Annotated in this window: 16 protein-coding genes and 1 tRNA gene; 7 read left to right on the top strand and 10 right to left on the bottom strand. The window is 67.0% G+C overall.

Going from position 1 to position 21,609, the window contains the following annotated elements; all coding sequences use genetic code 11:
• Positions 1-14: 14 nt before the first annotated feature.
• Positions 15-1,214 carry a TCR/Tet family MFS transporter gene (locus RX333_RS16055; RefSeq protein ID WP_316015971.1) on the top strand — a complete coding sequence of 400 codons (1,200 nt, stop codon included), beginning with the start codon at positions 15-17 and terminating at the stop codon, positions 1,212-1,214.
• A gap of 75 nt (positions 1,215-1,289) precedes the next feature.
• Here the strand turns inward: RX333_RS16055 and RX333_RS16050 are convergent, their stop codons facing one another.
• Positions 1,290-1,493 carry a cold-shock protein gene (locus RX333_RS16050; protein ID WP_316015970.1) on the bottom strand — a complete coding sequence of 68 codons (204 nt, stop codon included), beginning with the start codon at positions 1,491-1,493 and terminating at the stop codon, positions 1,290-1,292.
• 205 nt (positions 1,494-1,698) lie between these two features.
• Here RX333_RS16050 and RX333_RS16045 point away from each other — a divergent pair, with 205 nt between their 5' ends.
• The 5 genes from RX333_RS16045 to RX333_RS16025 all read left to right on the top strand — a co-directional run bounded on the left by RX333_RS16045 (position 1,699) and on the right by RX333_RS16025 (position 7,065).
• Positions 1,699-2,562, top strand: coding sequence for a TerC family protein (locus tag RX333_RS16045; protein ID WP_316015969.1), 864 nt, complete (start codon positions 1,699-1,701; stop codon positions 2,560-2,562).
• Between the two features lie 140 nt (positions 2,563-2,702).
• Positions 2,703-3,611: a 5-bromo-4-chloroindolyl phosphate hydrolysis family protein gene (locus RX333_RS16040; protein WP_316015968.1), complete on the top strand. Its 909-nt coding sequence runs from the start codon at positions 2,703-2,705 to the stop codon at positions 3,609-3,611.
• Positions 3,612-3,615: 4 nt separating this feature from the next.
• Complete coding sequence (locus tag RX333_RS16035) at positions 3,616-4,797, top strand: toxic anion resistance protein (RefSeq protein ID WP_316015967.1); 1,182 nt, start codon at positions 3,616-3,618, stop codon at positions 4,795-4,797.
• 78 nt (positions 4,798-4,875) lie between these two features.
• Complete coding sequence (locus tag RX333_RS16030) at positions 4,876-5,985, top strand: SPFH domain-containing protein (protein ID WP_316015966.1); 1,110 nt, start codon at positions 4,876-4,878, stop codon at positions 5,983-5,985.
• Positions 5,986-5,988: 3 nt separating this feature from the next.
• The gene (locus RX333_RS16025; RefSeq protein ID WP_316015965.1) at positions 5,989-7,065 is read left to right on the top strand and encodes a primosomal protein N' (replication factor Y) - superfamily II helicase; all 1,077 of its coding nucleotides are present in this window, start codon (positions 5,989-5,991) and stop codon (positions 7,063-7,065) included.
• 76 nt (positions 7,066-7,141) lie between these two features.
• On the opposite strand, the gene RX333_RS16020 is transcribed toward RX333_RS16025, so the two are convergent.
• The 4 genes from RX333_RS16020 to RX333_RS16005 all read right to left on the bottom strand — a co-directional run bounded on the left by RX333_RS16020 (position 7,142) and on the right by RX333_RS16005 (position 13,878).
• Positions 7,142-11,350, bottom strand: coding sequence for a beta strand repeat-containing protein (locus tag RX333_RS16020; protein ID WP_316015964.1), 4,209 nt, complete (start codon positions 11,348-11,350; stop codon positions 7,142-7,144).
• A gap of 279 nt (positions 11,351-11,629) precedes the next feature.
• Positions 11,630-13,225, bottom strand: a complete 1,596-nt coding sequence (locus tag RX333_RS16015) for a bifunctional metallophosphatase/5'-nucleotidase (protein ID WP_316015963.1) — start codon at positions 13,223-13,225, stop codon at positions 11,630-11,632.
• A 160-nt stretch (positions 13,226-13,385) separates the two neighbouring features.
• Positions 13,386-13,631: a DUF3072 domain-containing protein gene (locus RX333_RS16010; RefSeq protein WP_316015962.1), complete on the bottom strand. Its 246-nt coding sequence runs from the start codon at positions 13,629-13,631 to the stop codon at positions 13,386-13,388.
• 49 nt (positions 13,632-13,680) lie between these two features.
• Positions 13,681-13,878, bottom strand: coding sequence for a DUF6324 family protein (locus tag RX333_RS16005; protein WP_316015961.1), 198 nt, complete (start codon positions 13,876-13,878; stop codon positions 13,681-13,683).
• 97 nt (positions 13,879-13,975) lie between these two features.
• Between RX333_RS16005 and RX333_RS16000 the strand changes: the two genes are divergently transcribed.
• Positions 13,976-14,052, top strand: a tRNA-His gene (locus tag RX333_RS16000).
• A 7-nt stretch (positions 14,053-14,059) separates the two neighbouring features.
• Here the strand turns inward: RX333_RS16000 and RX333_RS15995 are convergent.
• The 5 genes from RX333_RS15995 to RX333_RS15975 form a co-directional block, all read right to left on the bottom strand.
• Complete coding sequence (locus tag RX333_RS15995) at positions 14,060-15,301, bottom strand: glycerate kinase (protein ID WP_316015960.1); 1,242 nt, start codon at positions 15,299-15,301, stop codon at positions 14,060-14,062.
• Entirely contained in the window at positions 15,298-16,053 is a 756-nt protein-coding gene (locus tag RX333_RS15990; RefSeq protein ID WP_316015959.1) for a TIGR02186 family protein, read from the bottom strand. The genes RX333_RS15995 and RX333_RS15990 overlap by 4 nt, the downstream gene beginning before the upstream one ends.
• Positions 16,050-16,955 carry a sulfite exporter TauE/SafE family protein gene (locus tag RX333_RS15985; protein WP_316015958.1) on the bottom strand — a complete coding sequence of 302 codons (906 nt, stop codon included), beginning with the start codon at positions 16,953-16,955 and terminating at the stop codon, positions 16,050-16,052. The genes RX333_RS15990 and RX333_RS15985 overlap by 4 nt, the downstream gene beginning before the upstream one ends.
• Before the next feature lie 1,672 nt (positions 16,956-18,627).
• Positions 18,628-19,233 (bottom strand): outer membrane lipoprotein carrier protein LolA, encoded by a 606-nt coding sequence (locus RX333_RS15980; RefSeq protein WP_316015957.1) that lies wholly within the window; start codon positions 19,231-19,233, stop codon positions 18,628-18,630.
• A gap of 595 nt (positions 19,234-19,828) precedes the next feature.
• The coding region (locus RX333_RS15975) for a DNA translocase FtsK (protein ID WP_316015956.1) at positions 19,829-21,609 on the bottom strand (1,781 nt) is incomplete at its 5' end.

Genomic DNA, 21,609 nt, shown 5'->3' with positions numbered 1-21,609 from the left:
TCACAGGACCCTCGATGCCGACCCGCTTTCCGCTGATCTTCGTCACGCTGACCATGATGCTCGACGCCATGGGGATCGGCCTGATCCTGCCGGTGATGCCCGAACTGCTGCGTCAACTCGAGGGCGGCACGATCAGCCAGGCGGCGGTCTGGGGCGGCGCGCTGGCGATGGCCTATGCCGCGATGCAGTTCCTGTTCTCGCCGCTGGTCGGCAACCTGTCGGACCGGTTCGGGCGGCGGCCCGTGCTGCTGGTCTCGCTGGTGGCGATGGGGCTCAACTACCTGCTGATGGCGTTGGCGGGCAGCGTCTGGTGGCTCTTCGCCGCGCGGATCGTCAGCGGAATCACCGGCGCGACCTATGCGACGGCGAACGCGGTCGTCGCCGACATCACCCCGCCCGAGCGGCGCGCCGCGAATTTCGGGCTGGTGGGCGCGGCCTTCGGCGCGGGCTTCGTGCTCGGCCCCGCCATCGGCGGCCTGCTGGGCGAGTTCGGTCCCCGCGCCCCCTTCTTCGCTGCGGCGGCACTGGCGCTCGGCAACGCGGCCTTCGGCTATTTCGCGGCGCCCGAAACGCTGCGTCCGGACCGTCGCCGCCCGCTCGTCTGGGCGGAGGCGAATCCGGTCCGCGCCCTGATGCGCGCCCGCGCCCTGCCCGGCATCGCCGACCTGCTGACGGTGTTCCTGATCTACCTCGTCGCCTCGAACGTCTACCCTGTGATTTGGGCCTTCTTCACCATCGAGAAATTCGGATGGTCCGAAGGGCTCGTCGGCCTGTCGCTCAGCTTCTTCGGCATCTGCATGGCGCTGGTGCAGGCGTTGCTGATCCGCGCGCTGATGCGGCGGTTCACAGCGCCGGCCATCGCGACCTGGGGCTTCGTCATCAACATCGTGGTCTTCGCCCTACTGGTGGTGGTGCCCGATACCTTCTGGCTGTTCGTATTCCTGCCGCTCTGCGCGCTGGGGGCCATCGTGACCCCCGCGATCCAGAGCCTGCTCGCCAACGCGACGGAAGACGACCGGCAGGGCGCGCTGCAAGGCGTGATCGGGGCGTTGCAGGCAATCTCCCAGATCATCACGCCGATCGTCATGCCGCTGCTGTTCCGGGCCTTCACCGCAGAGGACGCGCCCGTCTATCTGCCCTCGGCCCCGTTCGTGGCGGCGGGGCTGCTGACGGCCATCGCGCTGATCCTGTTCCTGCGCCGTCGCCTCGCGTGACGCGCGAACTTGAACAGGGCGCAAACGAAAAAGGGCGCCCGCAGGCGCCCCGTTCCAAATCCGTGAGCCGTGGGCTCAGACCACGAGGTTACCCGCGCTCTTGCGGCCGTCGCGTCCGTCAATCAGATCGTACTCGATCGGCTGATTGTCCTGAAGCGACTGCAGCCCGGCCTGCTGGACGGCGGAGATGTGAACGAAGATGTCCTTGCCCCCGTCATCCGGTTGAATGAATCCGTAGCCCTTCTCGGAGTTGAACCACTTTACGATACCTTTGGCCATTTTCTGCCGGTCCTTGGTTAGTGCTGCGGCGCCCCTGCGCCGCGTCTGGGTTAGCCCGAACCGCAATAAACGTGCCGCAAGGCAGCGAGTAGAAGTCTGGGTAGCCGGAACATAGCGGAGAATCCCGTTTCGTTCAACGAATGGTGGCGGAATTATGGACCTTTCGCGCATTTAGCGGATGACTTCCCGCAAAACCGACCATCTTGTGAAGCGAACACCGAAGTCGCTCAAGAAGGTCACGCTCATGGAACTGTTCAGCCTCGAAAACCTCGGCAATCTCGTGATGCTGATCTTCCTCCAGGCCGTGCTGGGCTTCGACAACCTGCTCTACATCTCCATCGAATCGCAGCGCGCGCCCATCGCCGACCAGGCCCGCGTGCGCCGCTGGGGCATCCTGATCGCGATCGCGCTGCGCATCATCCTGCTCTTCATCATGATCGAACTTCTGGAGATGCTGGCCGAGCCGCTGTTCTCGCTTGACTACGAAGGCATCATAACCGGCGAATTCACCTTCGCCACGATCGTCTTCCTCTTTGGCGGCGGCTTCATCATGTATACCGCGGTCAAGGAGATCTCCCACCTTCTCGCCAAGGATCACCTGGGCGAGGGCGTCGAGGCGAAGAAGCGCAAGTCCGCCGCCTCGGTCATCGCTCTCATCGTCTTCATGAACCTGATCTTCAGCTTCGATTCGATCCTGTCTGCCATCGCGATCACCACCGTGTTCCCGGTGCTGGCCATCGCGATCCTCGCCTCGGGCGCCGCGATGCTGTTCCTCGCCGACGGCGTGTCGGAGTTCATCGAGCGCAACCGCATGTACGAGGTGCTGGGCCTGATGGTCCTGCTGATCGTCGGCGTGGTGCTGCTGGGCGAGGGCGGCCACCAGGCGCATCTGCACCTCTTCGGCTACGAGGTCGTGGCGATGTCGAAATCGACCTTCTACTTCTCGGTCATCGTGCTCTTCGCCGTGCAGATCCTGCAATCGGGCTATCGGCGCAAGCTGGAGGCCGTGCGCGCGCACCGCAAGGCCGTGATGCCCGGCACCGATCAGCCCGGCGGCGGCGCGGTGTAGCGAAAGCGTCGCCGACCCCCTATATTGCGACGCATGACCGCACCTCGCGAGGCCTTCATGAAGTCCACCACCATCCGCAGGGTCGGTACGGTCGTCCTGATCGTGCTGATCGCCATAGTCGCCATCCGGGCTCTGGGCTGATGGCAAAGCGCTTCGGCGGAGAGTTCAGCCCCGGTTCGGGGCAGCAGGCAGGCACCGCCCCGCGCCCGGCGCTGTCGGGCCGCTCCGTGCGCCGCTGGACCGCGCGCCTGTCCCTCGTTTCGCTCGCAACGCTGCCGATGCTGCTGGCGGGCGTGTTGGAGCTCGGCTCGGGCAACGCCGCCCGCGCGATCGGGGAGATCGTCTCCTTCGCCCTGATGGCGAGCGGCATCTGGCTGACGCGCGAAGGGCTGGTGGCCGAGGATGCCTTCGCCGCGCGCACCGTCGCCCGCCCGCCACGCGCCCCGCGCAAGATCGCGGGCGCGGTCGCGATGGGCCTCGGCATCGCGATGGGGGCCGCCGTCGGCTGGCAACTCGGCCCGCTGCAGGGCGCGCTCTACGGCCTGATCGCGGGCGCGGCCCATATCGCCGCTTTCGGCATCGACCCGTTCCGCGGCAAGGGCACCGACACCCTCTCCACCCATGACCGCGACCGCGTCGCGGGCGCAGTGGACAAGGCCGAGGCGCTGCTGCGCGAATTGCAGGGCCAGGGCGCGCGCATCCGCGACCGCGCCGTGACCGCCCGCATCGACAGCTTCGTCACCACAGCCCGCGCCATGTTCCGCCGGATCGAGGAGGATCCGCGCGACCTCGCCTCCGCCCGCCGCTATCTCGGCGTCTATCTCTCGGGCGCACGCGACGCGACGGCGCAGTTCGCGGAGTTGTGGGCCCGCGATCCCGCGACGCCCGCCCGCGCCGACTACCTCGCCCTGCTCGACGATCTCGAATCACGCTTCGCCGACAAGCAGGCCACCCTGATCGCCAATGACCGCACCGCGCTCGACATCGAGATCGAGGTCCTGCGCGACCGTCTGAAACAGGAGGGCGTCCGCCCTCGCAACACGGAGTGACCCGATGCCATCCGAACAGACCCGCGCCAAGGCCCAGGCCACGCTCAAGGAGGCCGAGGCCGTGACCACCACCCTCCTGCCCGAGCCGAAGGCCGACCTGCCCGAACCGGCGGGCAACACGCCCGTCCCGCAGGAGGCGATTGACGCCCGGATGGCCGAGCTGGACCTGAACGACACCCAGTCGATCATCCGCTTCGGCACCGCCGCGCAGACCGAGCTTCAGGCGATCTCGCAGCAGATGCTCGCGGGCGTGCGCAACCAGGATGTCGGCCCCGCGGGCAACTCCCTGCGCGAGATGGTGACCTCGCTGCGCGGCTTCTCCGCCTCGGAACTCGACCCCAACGCCAAGCGGTCCTGGTGGGAGCGCCTGATGGGCCGCGCCGCGCCCCTCGCCAACTTCACCGCCAAGTTCGAGGAGGTGCAGGGCCAGATCGACCGCATCACCGACGAGTTGCTGGAGCATGAGCACGCGCTCTTGAAGGACATCAAGGCGCTCGACCTGCTCTACGAGAAGACGCTCGACTTCTACGACGAGCTCGCGCTCTACATCGCTGCCGGTGAGGCGAAGCTCGCCGAACTCGACGCCGAGACCATCCCCGCCAAGGTGGCCGAGGTCGAGGCCGCGCCCGAGGATCAGGGCGTGATGAAGGCGCAGGAACTGCGCGACCTGCGCGCCGCGCGCGACGATCTGGAACGCCGGGTGCACGACCTGAAACTGACCCGCCAGGTCACGATGCAGTCGCTGCCCTCCATCCGGCTGGTGCAGGAGAACGACAAGAGCCTCGTCACCAAGATCAACTCGACCCTCGTGAACACCGTGCCGCTGTGGGAAAACCAGCTCGCGCAAGGCATCGCCATCCACCGCAGCCGCGAGGCCGGCGCCGCCGTGCGTGACGCCAACGACCTGACCAACGACCTTCTGCGTCAGAACGCCGAGAACCTGCAGGACGCCAACCGCGAGATCCGCACCGAGATGGAGCGCGGCGTCTTCGACATCGAGGCGGTCAAGGAGGCCAACCAGCGTTTGATCGACACGATCAACGAAAGCCTCGCCATCGCCGACGAGGGCAAGGCCAAGCGCGCGGCGGCCGAGGTCGAGCTGCAGGACATGGAGGCGAAGCTCAAGGAAACCCTCGCCTCCGCCAAGGCCCAGAACGTCGCCCAGCCGACGGGCGCGCAGATCTGAACGACGCACAATCCCCTCCCCCGCCCGGCGGGGGAGGGTTAGGGTGGGGGCGACGCGGCCCCTCGACAGGAGACCCACATGCCCATCTTCGACTTCCTCCGCGGCGAGCTGATCGACGTCATCCACTGGACCGAGAGCGATCGCGACAAGATGGTCCACCGGTTCGAGCGGGAGGGCCACGCCATCAAGTACGGCGCGAAGCTGACCGTGCGCGAGGGGCAGGCCGCCGTCTTCGTCCATGAGGGCCAGATCGCCGACGTTTTCGCGCCGGGCCTCTACATGCTCGAAACGAACAACATGCCGATCATGACCTCGCTCCAGCACTGGGACCACGGGTTCCAGAGCCCGTTCAAGTCCGAGATCTACTTCGTCGCCACCACCCGGTTCACCGACCTCAAATGGGGCACGAAGAACCCGATCATGTGCCGCGACCCCGAGTTCGGCCCCGTGCGCCTGCGCGCCTTCGGCACCTACACGGTGCGCGTGACCGATCCGGCCAAGTTCATCCAGGAGATCGTCGGCACCGACGGCGAGTTCACCACGGCCGAGATCACCTACCAGCTGCGCAACATCATCGTCTCCCGCTTCTCGACCGCGGTGGCGGGCTCGGGCATCCCGGTGCTCGACATGGCCGCCAATACCGAGGACCTCGCGAAATTCGTGGCGGCCAAGATCGCGCCCGAGATCGCGGAATACGGCGTCGAGCTTCCGATGCTGATGATCGAGAACATCTCCCTGCCCCAGGCGGTCGAGGAGGCGATGGATCGCCGCACCTCGATGGGCGTCGTCGGCGATCTGGGCCGCTACACCCAGTTCCAGGCCGCCGAGGCGATGGCCGAGGCCGCGAAGAACCCCGGCGGCGGCATGGGCGCGGGGCTCGGCATGGGCATGGGCATGGCGATGGCGAACAACGGCCCGTGGGGCTCCGCCCCCGCCTCCGCCGCGCCGACCCCGCCCCCGCCGCCGGTCGAGCATGTCTGGCACATCGCCGAGAACGGCGAGACCCACGGCCCCTATTCCAAGGCGCGTCTGGGCCGCATGGCGCAGGACGGCTCGCTGACCCGCGACACGCTGGTCTGGACCGCCGGGGCCGATGGCTGGACCAAGGCGGGTGAGGTGCAGGAGCTCGCCCAGCTCTTCACCGTCATGCCGCCCCCGCCGCCGCCGCCCCCGCCCGCCGGGGCCTGATCCTTGGCCGAGATCGAGACGCACCGCTTCCCCTGCGGGACCTGCGGCTCCGACCTGCGCTATGCGGCGGGCGAACGGCTCCTGCGCTGCGACCATTGCGGTGCGGAACAGGCGCTCGGCCGCCCCTCCCCCTGGGACCAGGCATCGGTCGCCGAGCTGAGCTTCGCACAGGCCATCGCGCAGGAGATCCCCGAATCCGCGATGGAGGAGACGCGCGTCGTCTCCTGCACCTCCTGCGGCGCGCAGGTCGAGTTCGACCGGGACGAGCACTCCGCCGAATGCCCGTTCTGCGCCTCGCCGGTCGTGACCGATACCGGCACGCACCGGCACATCAAGCCGCGCGGCGTTCTGCCCTTCCTCATCGACCACGGCGGCGGGCGAGACGCCCTGCGCCGCTGGCTCAAGGGGCTGTGGTTCGCGCCCAATGCGCTGAAGGACTACGCCCGCTCGGACGAGCGGATGCAGGGCATCTACATGCCGTTCTGGACCTTCGACGCGCAGGCCGATGCCAGCTATCGCGGCCAGCGCGGCACGGTGCATACCCGCACGGTCGGGCATGGCGACAACCGCCGCACCGTGTCCGAGACGCGCTGGCGCCCCGTCTCGGGCCGCATCTCGCATTTCTTCGACGACATGCTGGTTCGCGGCTCCAACACCCTGCCCGAGGATCACGTGCGTCGGATCGAGAATTTCGACCTGACCGCGCTGGAGCCCTACCGCCCCGAGTTCCTCGCCGGCTTCCGGGCGGAAGGCTATTCCATCGACCTGCCAACCGCCCGCATCGCCGCGGATCAAGCCTTCGACGCGGGAATGCGCCAGCTCGTCCGCCGCGACATCGGCGGGGACAAGCAGCGCATCGACCGGCTCGACATGCAGCTGTCGAACGTGACCTTCAAGCACGTGCTGCTGCCGGTCTGGATCGCCGCCTACCGCTTCCGCGGCAAGAGCTACCGCTTCGTCGTCAACGCCCGCACGGGCGAGGTGGCGGGCGAGCGTCCCTACAGCCCGTGGAAGATCGCCTTCGCGGTGATCCTGGGCCTGATTGCCGCTGGCATCTTCGCCTATTTCTACACGCGCTGACCGGACATCCGTCGGGACCAACGGAAACGGGCGCGACCTTGCGGTCGCGCCCGTCCCTGTCAGATACCGCTGAGGATCAGGACAGCAGGATCAGCTCGTCGAACAGCTCGTTCGCCTCTTCCATCTGCTCCGTCTCCACGTCCAGACACTCGTCGACGAAGTTGACGTCCTGGGCGGGGAGCACACCGGTCAGCATGTCGGTCAGAACCGGTGCCGACCCGACTTCGTAGGCTTCCACCTGTGCGTTGAAGTTCGCGACCAGGTCCGCCACCGCATCGCCCGAGTTCGCATCGGCCGAGGAGGCACCGGTGAAGATGAACACCCGGTTGTCGGCATCCGCGTTCAGGTTCGCCTTCAGCGAGTTCAGCGCACCGGTCAGGTCGCCCGGCGTCGCGGACTGCGAGGTGATGCTCGCCGCGCTGTCCACTTCCCTGGCGATCGAACCGAAGGTGAAGAAGTTGTAGTCCACCGTCGTGTCGGGTGCGAAGGCCCCCCAGTAGAGATCGGCGTCGGAGGCCACACCTTCGGCGATGCCGATGGACAGGTCCACATAGGTGCCGGAACCGTCCCCGTTGTAGTCGCAGGTCACGGCACCCTGCTCGACGAACATCGAGGCCGAGGTGTCGATCAGGAAGTAGTAGTTCACGTCCGCCGTCGCCGGCGGCGGGGTCACGACCTCGTCCTCACCGGTCACGGTGATGGTCGCGGTGTTGGTGGTGGTGCCACCGTTCCCGTCCGTCACGGTGTACTCGAAGGTCACCGTCTCGCTCTCGCCGTCGTTCTGGGTCTCGAAATCGGTACCCGGATCGAAGGTGAAGCCGCCATCGGGGTTCACCGTCACGGTGCCGGTCCAGCCGTTATTGTCCGAGGTCACCGTCACCGTGGTCTCGCCGTCGACGATCTCGTCGCCGATCTGGGTCACGGTGATCGTGTCCCCATCGGGATCGGTGAAGACGTCGGTCAGGTTGCCGGACGTGGTGTCATCCTCGCCCACCGTCGTGGTGTACTCGGTCGTCACGACGGGCGCGGTGTTGTCGTCCTCGCCGATGATCGTGATGGTCACGGTCCGCGTGTCCTGCTGCGGCGTCACGCCACCGGTCGATTCCACCGTGTACTCGAAGGTGAACGTGTCAATGTCGCCGGTGTTCATCGCTTCGGCGGCGTCCGCGCTCGGCGTGTAGGCCAAGCGGCCGTCGGAATAGACGATCAGCGTCCCGGTCAGACCGTTCGCCGTCGTCACCTGGTTGGCGACGACCGCACGCGGGTTCGTGGTGATCTGCAGACCATCGCTGATGCTGTCGAGCACGACCGCGTCGCCATCCGCATCCGACGCGCCGGTCAGGATGTTGGCGTTGACGCTCGCGTCTTCCGAGGTTTCGTAGGCCTGGTCCTGAGCCACCGGGCCGACATTGACGCCGTTGATGGTGATCGTCGCGACACTGTCGGAGAACTGGTTGGTGACACCGCCCGAAGAGACGGCGGTGAAGCCGATCTCGACCAGGTCGGTCTCGTTCAGGTCCATCGTCGTGTCGAGCGCGGTCAGCGTGAAGGACCCGTCCGCCTGGATCGTCAGCTCGGCATCCACGCCGTTCGCCGTCTGCACCACGACCGTCTCGCCCACCGCACCGATGGTGGTGGAGAAGATGGAGATCGCGTCGCCGTCGGCATCCGAGGCACCGTCGAGCAGGTTGCCGCTGACCGTGTTGGTCAGGCCCTGGTCGTTCGCCTCGGCGATCTCGTAGCTGGAGTCGATCGTCACCGGCGCGACGTTCACGCCGTTGATGTTGATCGTTGCCGTCGCCGTGTCGGTCTGGACGGTGACACCGCCCGAGGACGCGACCGTGAACTCGAAGCTCAGCGTGTCGGCCTGGTTCAGGTCCAGGCTGTCATCGGTGGAGGTGAAGGTGAACGTGCCGTCCGCGTTGATCGTCAGTTCGCCCGAGCGGCCGCCATCGGTGGTCACGGCAACCGTCTCGCCGATCGCGCCCAGCGAGGTCGACTGCAGCGAGATCGCGTCGCCATCCGCATCCGTCGCGCCGTCCAGCAGATTGCCGGAGACCGAGGCCGCGAGGCCCTGATCGTTGGCCTCGTTGGTGCTGACGACCTGCGCCTGCGCCACCGGGGCGTCGTTCAGGCCGGTGATGGTGATGGTCGCGGTCGCGCTGTCGGTGAACTCGCCATCCGTGCCGGTGAAGCCGAAGGAGATCGTGTCGGTCTCGTTCAGGTCGAGGTCCACGCCATCGGGCGTGAAGGTGAAGGTGCCGTCCGCATTGACCACCAGCGTGCCGGTGCGGCCGCCATCGGTGGTGACGGTGATTTCCTCGCCGATCGCGCCGATGTCGATGGACTGCAGCGTGACCGTGTCGCCGTCGGGATCGGTCGCGCCGTCGAGCAGGTTACCCGACACGGCGGTGTTCTCGTCCGTTTCGGCGACCTGCGCGGTCACGCTCGGCGGCAGGTTGTCGGACAGGCCGTCGATCTTGATGGTCGCGGTGGCCGTGTCGTAGAGGTAATCCGGCACCTCCTCGGTGGAGCCGATGATCAGATCGTCGATCGCACCCGAGCCGCACAGCGCGACGATCATCTTGCTGACGTCCACGCCGTCCAGCGGAACGACCTGGATGCCGCCGTCGACGCCGCCGGCAACGTACTTGTCACCGATCTTGCAGCCGTTCTCGTCCAGGAAGACGATCCATGCGCCTTCCTCGTTGTCGATCAGCGTCAGCGACTTCACGTCCGTCGGCTCGTCGAAGCTGAAGGTGATCTCGCCGCCCTTGGCGTTGTCGTCGGGGTTGGAGGAGATCCCGTCCTCGGAAATGATCAGAACGTTGTTCTGCGTGTCGGTCGCCAGATCCGTGTCACCGCCCGTCGGGTTGTTGGTGTCGAAGATCATCGCTTCGTCGTACTTGCCCGCCTTGCCGTAGGCGTTGACCGAGATGGTCATGCCCGCGATCTGCGAGGTGATGACGTCGCCGGCATAGAGGTCGCCGCCGCCCGAGGTCGTCTCGGGATCGGTGCTGAAGCCGTCGGAATTGCCGACGGTGCCGCCGTTCTCCGCCTCGCCCGTGCCGTTCGGATCCTCGCCGACCGAGCCGACTTCCTTGTCGTTGCCGGGGTTGCCGCGGCCATCGGCATAGGTCACGACGATCTCGCCGGTCTCGAAGTCGATGGTGCGGGTGTTGTCGATGGTCTTGGTGCCGTTGGGCGACTTGACCGTGAACTCGAAGGTGAAGCTGTCCGCGTCGCCGTCGTTCATGTCCTGCGCGTCGGGGCCCGGCGTATAGGTGAAGGTGCCGTCCGCGTTGACCACGACCGTGCCGGTGTAGCCGTTCGCGGTGGTCACGGCGATCTCCTCGCCGATCGCGCCGATCGAGATGCTGTCGAGCGTGACGACATCGCCGTCGATGTCGAAGGCGCCGTCCATCAGGTTGCCGGTCGCAACCTCGTCCTCGGTGATCCGCTCGCACTGGTCGACCGCGACGGGCGCGTCGTTGATGCCGGTCACTTCGATGGTCAGCGTGGCGGTATCGGTCAGGCCGTCGGAGTTGAGCACCGTGTAGTCGACCGAGAGGGTCGCGGTCTCGCCCGCGCCGAGCGCGTCGAAATCGCCGTCCGCGTCGAAGTCGACCGTGCCGTCCGCCGACACCAGGATGCGGCCGCCCTCGGGCAGGTCGACCCAGACGCCGACCGCGGAGGCGGAGCCGTCGAGCTCCTTGACGATCAGCGCTTCCGCGGTGTTGGAGCTGTCGTTGACGAGGACGTTGATGTCCATGTCGCCGAAGCCTTCGCCCTGCATGACGGCCAGGAAGTCATCGTCGGCTGCGGGCGGAACGGCGTGGGACCCGATCTCGCCGCCGTCGAGGCAGGCATAGCTCAGCGAGCCGCAGTCGTGGTAGTAGCAGACCGCGGTCAGTTCGACGCCCTGGGGGGGGACCTTGCCGTAGAACGCGAAGTGATCGTTGCCGCCGTCGGGAAGGTTCGTGGCCTCGATCTCGATCATGTAGTAGGTCTGGCCGTCCGAACCGTGAAGGACGAAGTAGCCCTCCCAGTAGACATTGCCGGCGTTGACCCACTCGCCGTCCTCGTTCAGCCAGCCGGGCTGCCAGTCGGAACCCGTCTCGTTGTTGCGACCGCCGCTGTCGCCCGCCAGACCCCAGTCGTTGTCGTACACGTACATCGTCGCGTCCGCGCCTTCGTAGACGAAGCTGTCGCCGCGGCTGAAGTTCGAATCCGTCCGGATCTCGTTCTCGTCGATGACGGTGAAGCTGAACCACTGGTAGGTCATGTCACTGTTTTCCTGTCTGCGCGGGTCTTAACCGCTTTCCCACATGATCCGCCCGGCCCCCGGACGGCGATCCCCTGCCCCCACAGACGATCAGATGGCGATTCTCTACCGGCCGAATGTGACCGCAATAGGGCTTGCCGGTGCCCTACGTAGACGCGGGACTGATAGGCGAAGCTGCGACGTTACGTCCACAAGTTTTTCTCAAGGCCCTATTTTTCAACGAAAAGACGCGCCGCATTTCTGCAGCGCGTCTTAAAGTTGTATTAAGGATTTTCGGCCTCAGTCTTCCGAGATGCGACCGTCCGTGTAGGGCTCGTAGTCACCCTGCTCGGCCAGGTAGTCGGCCACCACGACCTCCAGGCCGGGGCCGTAGTCATAGGCGTTCTCGGCATTGCTCTCGAAGACCGAGTAGCCGTCGCCGCCCCCGCGCATGTAGTTGTTGGACACGACGCCGTAGGTCGCCTCCTCGTCCAGCGGCTCGCCGCCGATCATGACCGAGGTGATGCGCGATCCGGGCTCCGCCGCCGGGTTCCAAGTGTAGCTCATGCCCGAGACCTGTGGGAACCGGCCGGCACCCTCCTCGACCTGGCCCACGCCGTTCTCCAGCGCCGCGATGATGTCCGCACCCTTCAGCTGGAAGGTCGCCAGCGTGTTCTGGAACGGCAGCACCGTCAGGACTTCGCCCATCGTGACCTCGCCCTCGTCGATCGAGGCGCGCAGACCGCCGCCATTGGTGATCGCCACATCGATCCCCTGGTCGGCCACGCGGTCCAGCATCGCGTCGGTCACGAGGTTGCCCATCTGGCACTCGCCCGACCGGCACGACCCGCGGTCGCCGTCGATCGCGGCGGAGGTCGAGGCGACCACCTCGTTGCGGATCTCCTCCAGCGGCCCGGCCAGCTCGGTCACGCGCGCGGCCACGTCCGCATCCGGCTCGAAGCTCGCGTCGAGCAGCACCGTGTCGCCCGTCGCGTCCATCACGTTGCCCTCGGCATCGAAGGTCAGGTGCAGGTCACCCACGTACTTGGAATAGGCATAGGCCGTCACGACCGGCACCAGCACGCCGTCCGGGCCGGACGCCCAGTAGGGATAGGTGATTTCCGCATCCGGGTCCGAGCCGGAGGCGAGCGTGTGCGAATGCCCGCCCACCACGGCGTCGAGGCCGGTCACGTTCTCGGCGATCTCGATATCCTTGGTGATACCGACATGGGTCAGCGCGATGATCTTGTTCACGCCCTGCTCGGTCAGCTCGCTGACGGTCTGCTGCAGCGACTCGATCTCGTCGGAGAAGATCACGTTGTCGCCGGGCGAGGAGGTCTCGACCGTGTCCGTCGCGAGGACCGAAACGATGGCCACCTGCTCGCCGCCCACGTCGAGGATCACGTAGGGCTCGACATCGCCCTCCAGATCCGCGTCGCGGGTCGTGTTGATGTTGCCCGAGATCACCGGGAATTCCACCGCGTCGACGAAGTTGCTCAGCGCCGAGGGGCCGTCGTCGAACTCGTGGTTGCCCACCGCCATGACGTCATAGCCCGTCATGTTCATGAACTCCGCCGCGGCCGAGCCCTTGTAGTTGGTGTAGAACATCGAGCCCTGGAACTGGTCGCCCGCGTCCAGCACCACGACGTTCTCGTTCTCGCCGCGCAGCTGGTCGATGGCGGTCTTGATCCGCGCCACGCCGCCGAAGCATTCGCCCGCCGCGTCATCCTCGGCCGAGCAGGTCGAATCGTAGGCATTAATCGACTCGATCCGGCTGTGCACGTCGTTGGTGTGCAGGATCGTCATCTCGAACATGTCGCCATGCGCTTCGGCAAAGGCGGTGCCGGTCAGCGCGGACAGCGCGACGGATGTGGCAAGAAGGGGTCTCAGGGTCATCGGAAAACCTCGTGTTGTCCTGTTGGATGACACGAAGCTGACCAGCCTTTGACCAAAAGATCAACGCCCCGCGCGCGGCTTCGCCGAAATGTCACGCGGCGGGACATGCAAAACGGCGACCCCCTTCCGGAGATCGCCGTCCAATCCGGTCCGAGCGGTTTCAGCCCCGTCCGGTCTTTTCCTGCAACTGGTCGATGCGCACGCTCGCGTCCGCCTTGCTCAGCGAGCCGTCGAACTCCTCGCCAGCCTCCTCGCACAGCGTCTTGAGGTAGCTCGCCTGCGCCCCGGTCATCGCCTCGTCGCCCGTGGTCCAGTCCTCGGGGTCCTTGATGGCGTTGGAGGCCGCGTCCTTGTCGGCCTCCAGCTTGGGGTTGTCGGCGGGATCGGATTTGGGATGATCGGTCATGTGAACTCTCCTTTGTTCACACAACGTTCACCCTGCCCGAGGGGTTCCCTCACCGCCGCTTCTTGCCCGCCTTGCGGGCCTGCGCCGCCGCCGCGCGCAGTTCTTCGGCGATCTCCTCCGCCTCCTCGGGGTCGAAGTCGAGCGGCAGGTCCACGCCCTCCGCCTCGACATAGAGCCGCACCATCCCGCGGTCGGTGGGGCCGATCTGCAGGTTGGCCGCCACGTCGCTTTCGCTGTTGATACCCATTGCACTCTCCTTTTGCCGCGGGCCTAACGCGCAGGTCCCGCCCTGTCCAGATCGCCCCTTGCAATCGCCCGGATCGGGCGGTATTGCGCGGGTCAGTGCCGACATAGCTCAGTAGGTTAGAGCGCTTGATTGTGGATCAAGAGGTCCCCCGTTCGAGCCGGGGTGTCGGTACCACTCCCTCCTACTCGCCCGCCTCGATCAGGATCGCCCTGAAATCGTTGACATTGGTCAGCGTCGGACCGGTGACGACCTGCGCGCCCGCGGCTGCGAAAAAACCGTGCCCGTCGTAATTCGCCATCGCCTCGGCCAGCCCTGCGCGCGGCGTGTCCGGCCCGATCAGCGCGCCCGCCACCTCCGCCGCGCCATCCACCCCGTCCGTGTCGCAGGCAATGGCGTGGATGCCGCGCGCGCCGTCCAGCGCCTCCATCAGCCCCATCGCGAACTCCACATTGCGCCCGCCGCGCCCGGTCGCGCCCGCGGGCAGGGTCACTGTGGTCTCGCCGCCGCTCAGCAGGATGCAGGGCGCCGCAATCGGCAGCCCATGCGCCCGGACCGAAGTCGCGATCCCCGCCATCGCCCGCCCCACCTGGCGCGCCTCCCCCTCGATCGCGTCGCCGAGGATCAGGCAGGGCAGCCCCGCCACCGCAGCCGCCGCGCGCAGGCTGGCGAGCGGTGTCGCCACCATCCGCACCTCCGCCCGCGCCAATCGCGGATCGTCCGGCGCGGGCGTCTCGTTGGCCGGATCGTCCAGCGCCGCGCGCACGCTGTCGGGCAGGTCCATCTCGTAGCGCGTCACGATGGACCGCGCCTCGGCCAGCGTGCCCGCGTCCCCCACCGTCGGACCGGAAGCGATGTCCCCCGGATCGTCCCCCGGCACATCCGAGATCACGAGGCTCACCACCCGCGCCGGATGCGCCGCCGCCGCCAGCCGCCCGCCCTTGACCGCGCTCACATGCCTGCGCACGCAGTTCATCTCGTCGATCGACGCGCCCGAGGCGAGCAGCGCCCGGTTCAGCGCCTGCTTGTCGGCGAGGCTCACCCCCGGCGCGCCCAGCGCCAGCAAGGACGACCCCCCGCCCGAGATCACGGCCAGCATCAGGTCGTCCGCTCCCAGCCCCTCGGCCAGCGCCAGCATCCGCCGCGCCGCATCCTCGCCCGCCGCGTCCGGCACCGGATGCGCCGCTTCGACGATCTCGACGCCCCGGCACGGAACCGCATGACCGTAGCGCGTGACGACCAGCCCCTCGCACGGTCCCCAGGCCGCCTCCACCGCCGCGGCCATCGCCGCCGAGGCCTTGCCCGCGCCGACCACCACCACCCGACCCGAGGGCCGCGCGGGCAGGTGCCTCGCGACGACCTCGCCGGGTTGCGCCGCGGCCACCGCCGCATCGAACATCGCGCGCAGACGCGCCGCCGGGGTCATGGCCGCAGATACCGGAAGAGGGCCGCCGCCGCCCAGCCGAGCGCCAGCGCCAGCGCCACCGACAGCACACCGTAGACGAGCGGACGCTCCGTCGCCGTGCGGAACACCAGATCCTCCAGCCCGCTGCGCCGCACGGCGATCGTGGTCTCGTAGCTGTCGATCACCGCCCGGTCACGGGTCAGGAAGACGCGGGTGGTGTAATCCCCCTCGACCAGATTCGCGGGCAAGGGCACCGACACGTCGAACAAGGTCTCCTCCCGCAGCCGCACCGCCTGCGGCATCTCCAGATACAGCCCGTTGCGCGTGCGGACCCGGATCAGGGCCTCGCGGAACGTCGCCGCGTCCTCGATCTCCTCGGGCGCGTCGCGCAGACTCACCTGCCAGTCGAGTCCGATCCGATGCCGCATCTGGTCGGTATAGCTCAACATCTCCCGCAGCGGCGCGGTCGAGGCATTGGCGTAGAAATATGGCGCGCTGTCGACCTCCACGGCCTCGCGGTTCACCCAGATCCCCGCCACGCGCGACTTGCGCCGCACCATCACCGGCCCATGCGGCCCGACGACCGAGATCAGCACCTGCAACGGTCCCGCATCCTTCGGCGGCGGTGCCTCCCGCCGCACCGCGCCGAAGACGAAGATCTCCGACCCGTCGAAGGTCGCCGTGATCGCGACCTGGTTCTGGTTCAGCCCGGCGAGGATCTCCTCCCCCCGCGCGGGCAAGGCCAGCAGCATCAGGAGCCAGACCAGCCTCATACCGCCCCCAGCGAATAGAACTCGTCCGGCACCGCCACCAGGTCCCAGGCAAGCTTGGCGCAGACCGCCAGCACCATCAGCGCCAGCAGGATCCGCAACTGCTCCGCCCGCAGCCGTACCGCGATCAGCGCGCCGACCTGCGCCCCGATCACGCCGCCCAAGAGCAGCAGCAGCGCCAGCACCGTGTCGACCGTCTGGTTCTGCGTCGCGTGCAGCACGGTGGTGAAGGCGGTGACGAACATGATCTGGAACAGCGAGGTGCCCACCACCACCGCCGTCGGCATCCCGATGATGTAGATCATCGCGGGCACCATGATGAAGCCGCCGCCGACCCCCATGATCGCCGACAGCACGCCCACGAACAACCCGATCGCGAAGGGAGGGATGGCCGAGATGTAGAGATGCGAGGTCCGGAACCGCATCTTCAGCGGCAGACGGTGCACCCAGACATGCCGCTTGCGCTTCACCCGCCCCGGCTTGCGCGACCGGCGCAGCGCGCGCACGCTCTCGACGAACATCAGCCCGCCGATGATGCCCAGGAAGACGACGTAACTCAGCGTCACCATCAGCTCGACCTGCCCGATCTCGCTGAGGATGCGGAAGACCTCGACCCCCAGCGCCGAGCCGATCAGACCGCCCGACAGCAGAACCAGCCCCATCTTCACGTCGACCGTCCGCCTGCGCAGATGCGCCAGAGTGCCGGAGAAGCTGAGCCCGGTGATCTGCGGCGCCTGCGTCGCCACCGCCACGGCCGGCGGAATGCCGATGAAGATCAGGAGCGGCGTCAGCAGGAACCCCCCACCGACGCCGAACATGCCCGACAGCACACCCACGACCCCGCCCAGTCCCAGCAGTAGCCAGAGGCTGACCGAAATCTCGGCGATCGGCAGGTAGAGCTGCATTCGGGCACTTTCGGCCAGCGCGGGTCGATGCGCATATTGACCCGTCTTCGCAACGCACACAAGCCACCGCGGACCGCCCGATCGCTCCATCGCCCGCCGCGCACCCGTGCCCGCCGTCACCCGCTCGCGCCGTGTTCCGGGCAGGCCCAAGGACCCCCACGCTCGATCACGGCGAACGGACGCGTCATCGTGGCCGTTACCCATCACGACCGCGCGGTCCCGCGGCGGCACCCCGCGCCGCCACATCACCTCGCCGGCAACGAACCTTCGCGACGACCACTTCCGTATCGCCTTATCGAAGATGAGAATTCATACGGGTTTACGGTCAGGACCCCACCGTCCGACCCACACATTCCTCGCACGTCCTCTCTTCGCGCCGCTTGGCGACACATCATCCGCGCGGCCACGGCGCGTCCCCGCTCCGGTGACCTGATACGACGGACCACGGACAGACCGGCATGAAATCGTCCCCGCCATTGCAACTGCAAATGGCTGCGATGGCGAGGTCAAAACCTCCCGCCCGTCCGCTTCATCTGCACGACCCAACCGTTCGACCTCAACCGCCGTCGCATCCCCTCCCCCTGTCAGCTCGGGACCGGGGGAGACGTGCCGAGAGGGCGCGGCCCGTTGGGTCTCATGCGGTGGACAGGTTCGAAGTCGTCCCTTCACAACGACCGCGATTGCGAGGCCAAGACCTCCCCCCTCCCGTTTGGTCTGCACGGCCCCACCGTCCGGACGCATGGCCGTCGCACCTTCTACCCGGTGCGTACAGCGCCGATCGAAACCCGCAGCAATGACGCGCCCGCCTGATTTCACGCAACGAACGGAGGCGAGACCACCGTGAAGTCGTCTGACCACCTAAGCTGCGATCGCGAGGTCGAGACCTCTAGCCCGTCCGCTTGATCTACAGAAATTCCACCGTTCGACCGCACCCGCCACACCTTGTCCCCCTGTCAGCTCGACACCGAGGGGACGCGCGTTGCAACGGCGCGCTCCGGCGACCTCATGCGACGGACAGATGCAAGACCGCCGTGAAGTCGTCCCCTCCACTGCGATTACGTCCAGTTGCGATCGCGCGGTCGAGACTTTCCTCCTCCCGTTTGGTCTGCACGGCCCCACTGTCCGGACAGATGGCCGTCGCACCTTCCTCCGGTCAGATCGGCCCCCTGTGAGCCGCGCTGCAATGGCGCGGCCCGGCGATGTCGTGCGATGGACAGGTGCGAGGCGTTCCCGAATTAGTGCCAGCCATCGTGGCTCCGAATGGCCGTGATTGTGAGGCCGAAACCTCCCGCCCTGCCGTTCCGTGTGCCTGGCCCGCGTCCGCCCGACCTGCGGCCTCGGGCCTGGCAGCGAAGTTCCCGAGACATTCGCGCAAGGCCTGTCGAACGCCCACGATGACCGGGAGTCGGTCCAAGTCACGACCTGATCCGAGGCGTCTCGCGTAGCCTTCTTTCCAGCGCGTGCCGCCCGTCGTGAAAAGCAAGCTCCTTCCTCGTGTCCCCTTTGTCTCGACCGGGCCGCCCAGCAGGCGGCTCGCGGCCGTTATCTCGACGATCCTCCGTCAGTGGCCCTCGGCACACCGACAGCCACACGCGCGCCGGAACCGCGCCCGCGCATGCGAAAGGCCCCGACCGCCAGGTCGAGGCCTTCGATAGTCCAGCCGTCCGGCCGATCAGCGGCGCAGCGCCTCCGCCTGGATGGAGAACATGTTGCGCGGCAGGTCGATGTTCTGCTCCATCGAGGTGAGCTGGATGGTCGTCCGCTCGCCTTGCGGGTTGATGGTGACCCACTGGCGCAGACGCAGCGGGTTCTCGTCGAAGACCAGCTCCAGGCTGCCGCTCGACGGATCGCTGGGATCGATGGCCTGCAGCGTGGTGCGCGCGCCTTCCTTGCGCACACGCTGGACGGCGCCCGAGCTGAGCAGGTTGATGTTGTCGCGCAGGATCAGGTTCAGCGGCGTGGAGCCGAGCGGCACCTGGTTGGGCGTGTCGTTCGAATTGCGGTCGATCGTCGCGACCCAGGTGCCGTCCGCCATCACGATGTGGGGGTGCGGCGGCGCGTACTCGAACTTCATCAGTCCGGGCTTCTTCAGCCAGTACTGGCCCGACGACTGCGAGCCGTTGGCGTTGTATTGCAAGAAGCTGCCGCGTGCGGATCGCATGCCGTTGAGATAGGCATCGACACGGGCAAGCTCTTCCGCTCCCTGCGCCCGGCCTGCCGTCGCGAGGCCGGTTGCAGTCAGGGCCGTGAGGCCCGCGATGAAATATCGTCTTTCCATGCTCACTATATGCGCGAGGGGAGCCTCCGGTTCCATGCAACCTTGGATGACATGTCCGCGAGCCGATACCCGTTCCGATAAGCAACGAAACTTGCCTCTTTTCGCCCGGCCGTGCCGGCGCGTCCCGCGCAGGTCGTCGCCCTTGCCCCACCTGCACGATCTCTGCCACGAGGGGGCCGTGCCGTGCACAGCCGATCGCCCGAAGCCGAGACCAGCGCGGCAATGGTCTGCAACGCAAGGCCGCCTGAGATCCGACTCGACGGAAGCTGCCGAAGGTCCGCGCCATACGGCCCACATGCCATACCGACATCAGCGGACCCGGCCATGTCCAGACACCGGTGATCGACAAGACGATGAGGATTTCCGGCCACGGCATCACGCACTCCCTTTCCAAGCAGCAGGATGCGCGCCGAGTGTTGACGATGCGTTAAGGCGTGGCGGGTTTTGCCGGAAAGGTTAACGTGCCCGGCCCACCCCGGTCACAATACCCGAGCCATTCGGTCGCCATACGCGTGCCATACGCTTTCCATACGCATCGCAGACACGGCATCTGCGCCCTGACCAGCGACTCGTCGAAGGTTAACGCACGGCCTCATCACCCGGCTTCAGGCACCAGGATATCGCGCTTGCCGACCTTGTTGGCCGCGCTGACCACCCCGTTATCCTCCATCTGCTCGACCAGCCGCGCGGCCTTGTTGTAGCCGATGGCGAGCTTGCGCTGGATGTAGCTGGTGGAACATTTCCGGTCCCGCGCCGCGATCGCAACCGCTTGATCGTAAAGGGCATCTTCCGAGCCGGTATTGCCGCCGAGCCCCAGAACGAGGTCGATATCGCTCTCTGCCTCGTCGTCGGGGCCGTCCACCACCCCCGACACGTATTCCGGCGTGCCCAACGACTTGAGATGGTTGACCACGTCCTCCACCTCCGCATCCGACACGAACGGCCCGTGTACGCGCGTGATGCGCCCGCCGCCGGCCATGTAGAGCATGTCCCCCATGCCCAGCAACTGCTCGGCCCCCATCTCCCCCAGGATGGTCCGCGAATCGATTTTCGACGTGACCTGGAAGGAGATCCGCGTCGGGAAATTCGCCTTGATCGTGCCGGTGATCACGTCGACCGAGGGGCGCTGCGTCGCCATGATCAGGTGGATGCCGCTGGCCCGCGCCATCTGCGCAAGCCGCTGGATACACGCCTCGATTTCCTTGCCCGCGACCATCATCAGGTCGGCCATCTCGTCGACGATGACAACGATGAAGGGCATCTTTTCGGGCGCGAATTCCTCGGTCTCGAAGATCGGCTCGCCCGTCTCCTCGTCGAAGCCGGTCTGCACGGTGCGGGAGAAATTCTCGCCCGCCGTTAGGGCTTCCTCAACCTTTGCGTTGTATCCGTCGATGTTACGGACACCCATCTTGGACATCTTGCGGTAGCGTTCCTCCATCTCCGCGACGGTCCATTTCAGCGCCACGACCGCCTTCTTCGGGTCGGTCACCACGGGGCTGAGCAGGTGCGGGATGCCGTCATAGACGCTGAGTTCCAGCATCTTGGGGTCGATCATGATCATCCGGCAATCCTCCGGCCCCAGATGGTAGAGCAGCGACAGGATCATCGTGTTGATCGCCACCGACTTGCCCGAGCCGGTGGTGCCCGCGATCAGCAGGTGCGGCATGCGCGCGAGGTTGGCGACGATCGGGTCGCCGCCGATATCCTTGCCCAGCGCCAGCGGCAGCTTGTGCTTGCTGTCGCCATAGGTCGCGGCGGACAGGATCTCGCGCAGCAGCACCTTCTCGCGGTGGTCGTTGGGCAGTTCGATCCCGATGATCGAGCGGCCCGGCACGGTCGAGACGCGCGCGGCCAGCGCCGACATGGACCGCGCGATATCGTCGGCCAGGCCGATGACCCGGCTCGCCTTCAGGCCCGGCGCGGGTTCCAGTTCGTACATCGTGACGACGGGGCCGGGCTTCACACTGACGATCTCGCCGCGGATGCCGTAATCGTCGAGGACGCTTTCGAGCATCCTTGCATTCTGCTCCAGCGCCTCGTCGCTGAGATGCTGGCGGACGATGCCGGCGGGGTTCTCCAGCAGCGACAGCGCGGGTCGGTCGTAGCCCTCGCCCGGTTCCTCGTCCAGCGACAGGCTCGGCTGCTCCTCGGCACGGGCGGCGCGGCTCTTGGCGACAGGCTTTGGCGCCTTGTGCTGCACGACGGGACGGAAGGTCGGGGCCTCGCGCGGCGGCTCCGCGATCTCGTCCTCCTCCTCGATGACGCTGTCCTCGGCCGCGCGGGCGGCGCGCAGGCGCTGCATCATCCCCGAGGGTCCGTCCCCGTCTTCGGCGGCGAAGCCCGGCTCGGCGCCGCGCCGCGTGGTGCGGGGCCGGT

This window comes from Roseobacter sp. HKCCA0434, assembly GCF_032464675.1.
Classification (GTDB): domain Bacteria; phylum Pseudomonadota; class Alphaproteobacteria; order Rhodobacterales; family Rhodobacteraceae; genus Pontivivens.
Note: the sequence above shows the minus strand (reverse complement) of the source record. Positions and strands in the feature narration are given on the sequence as shown.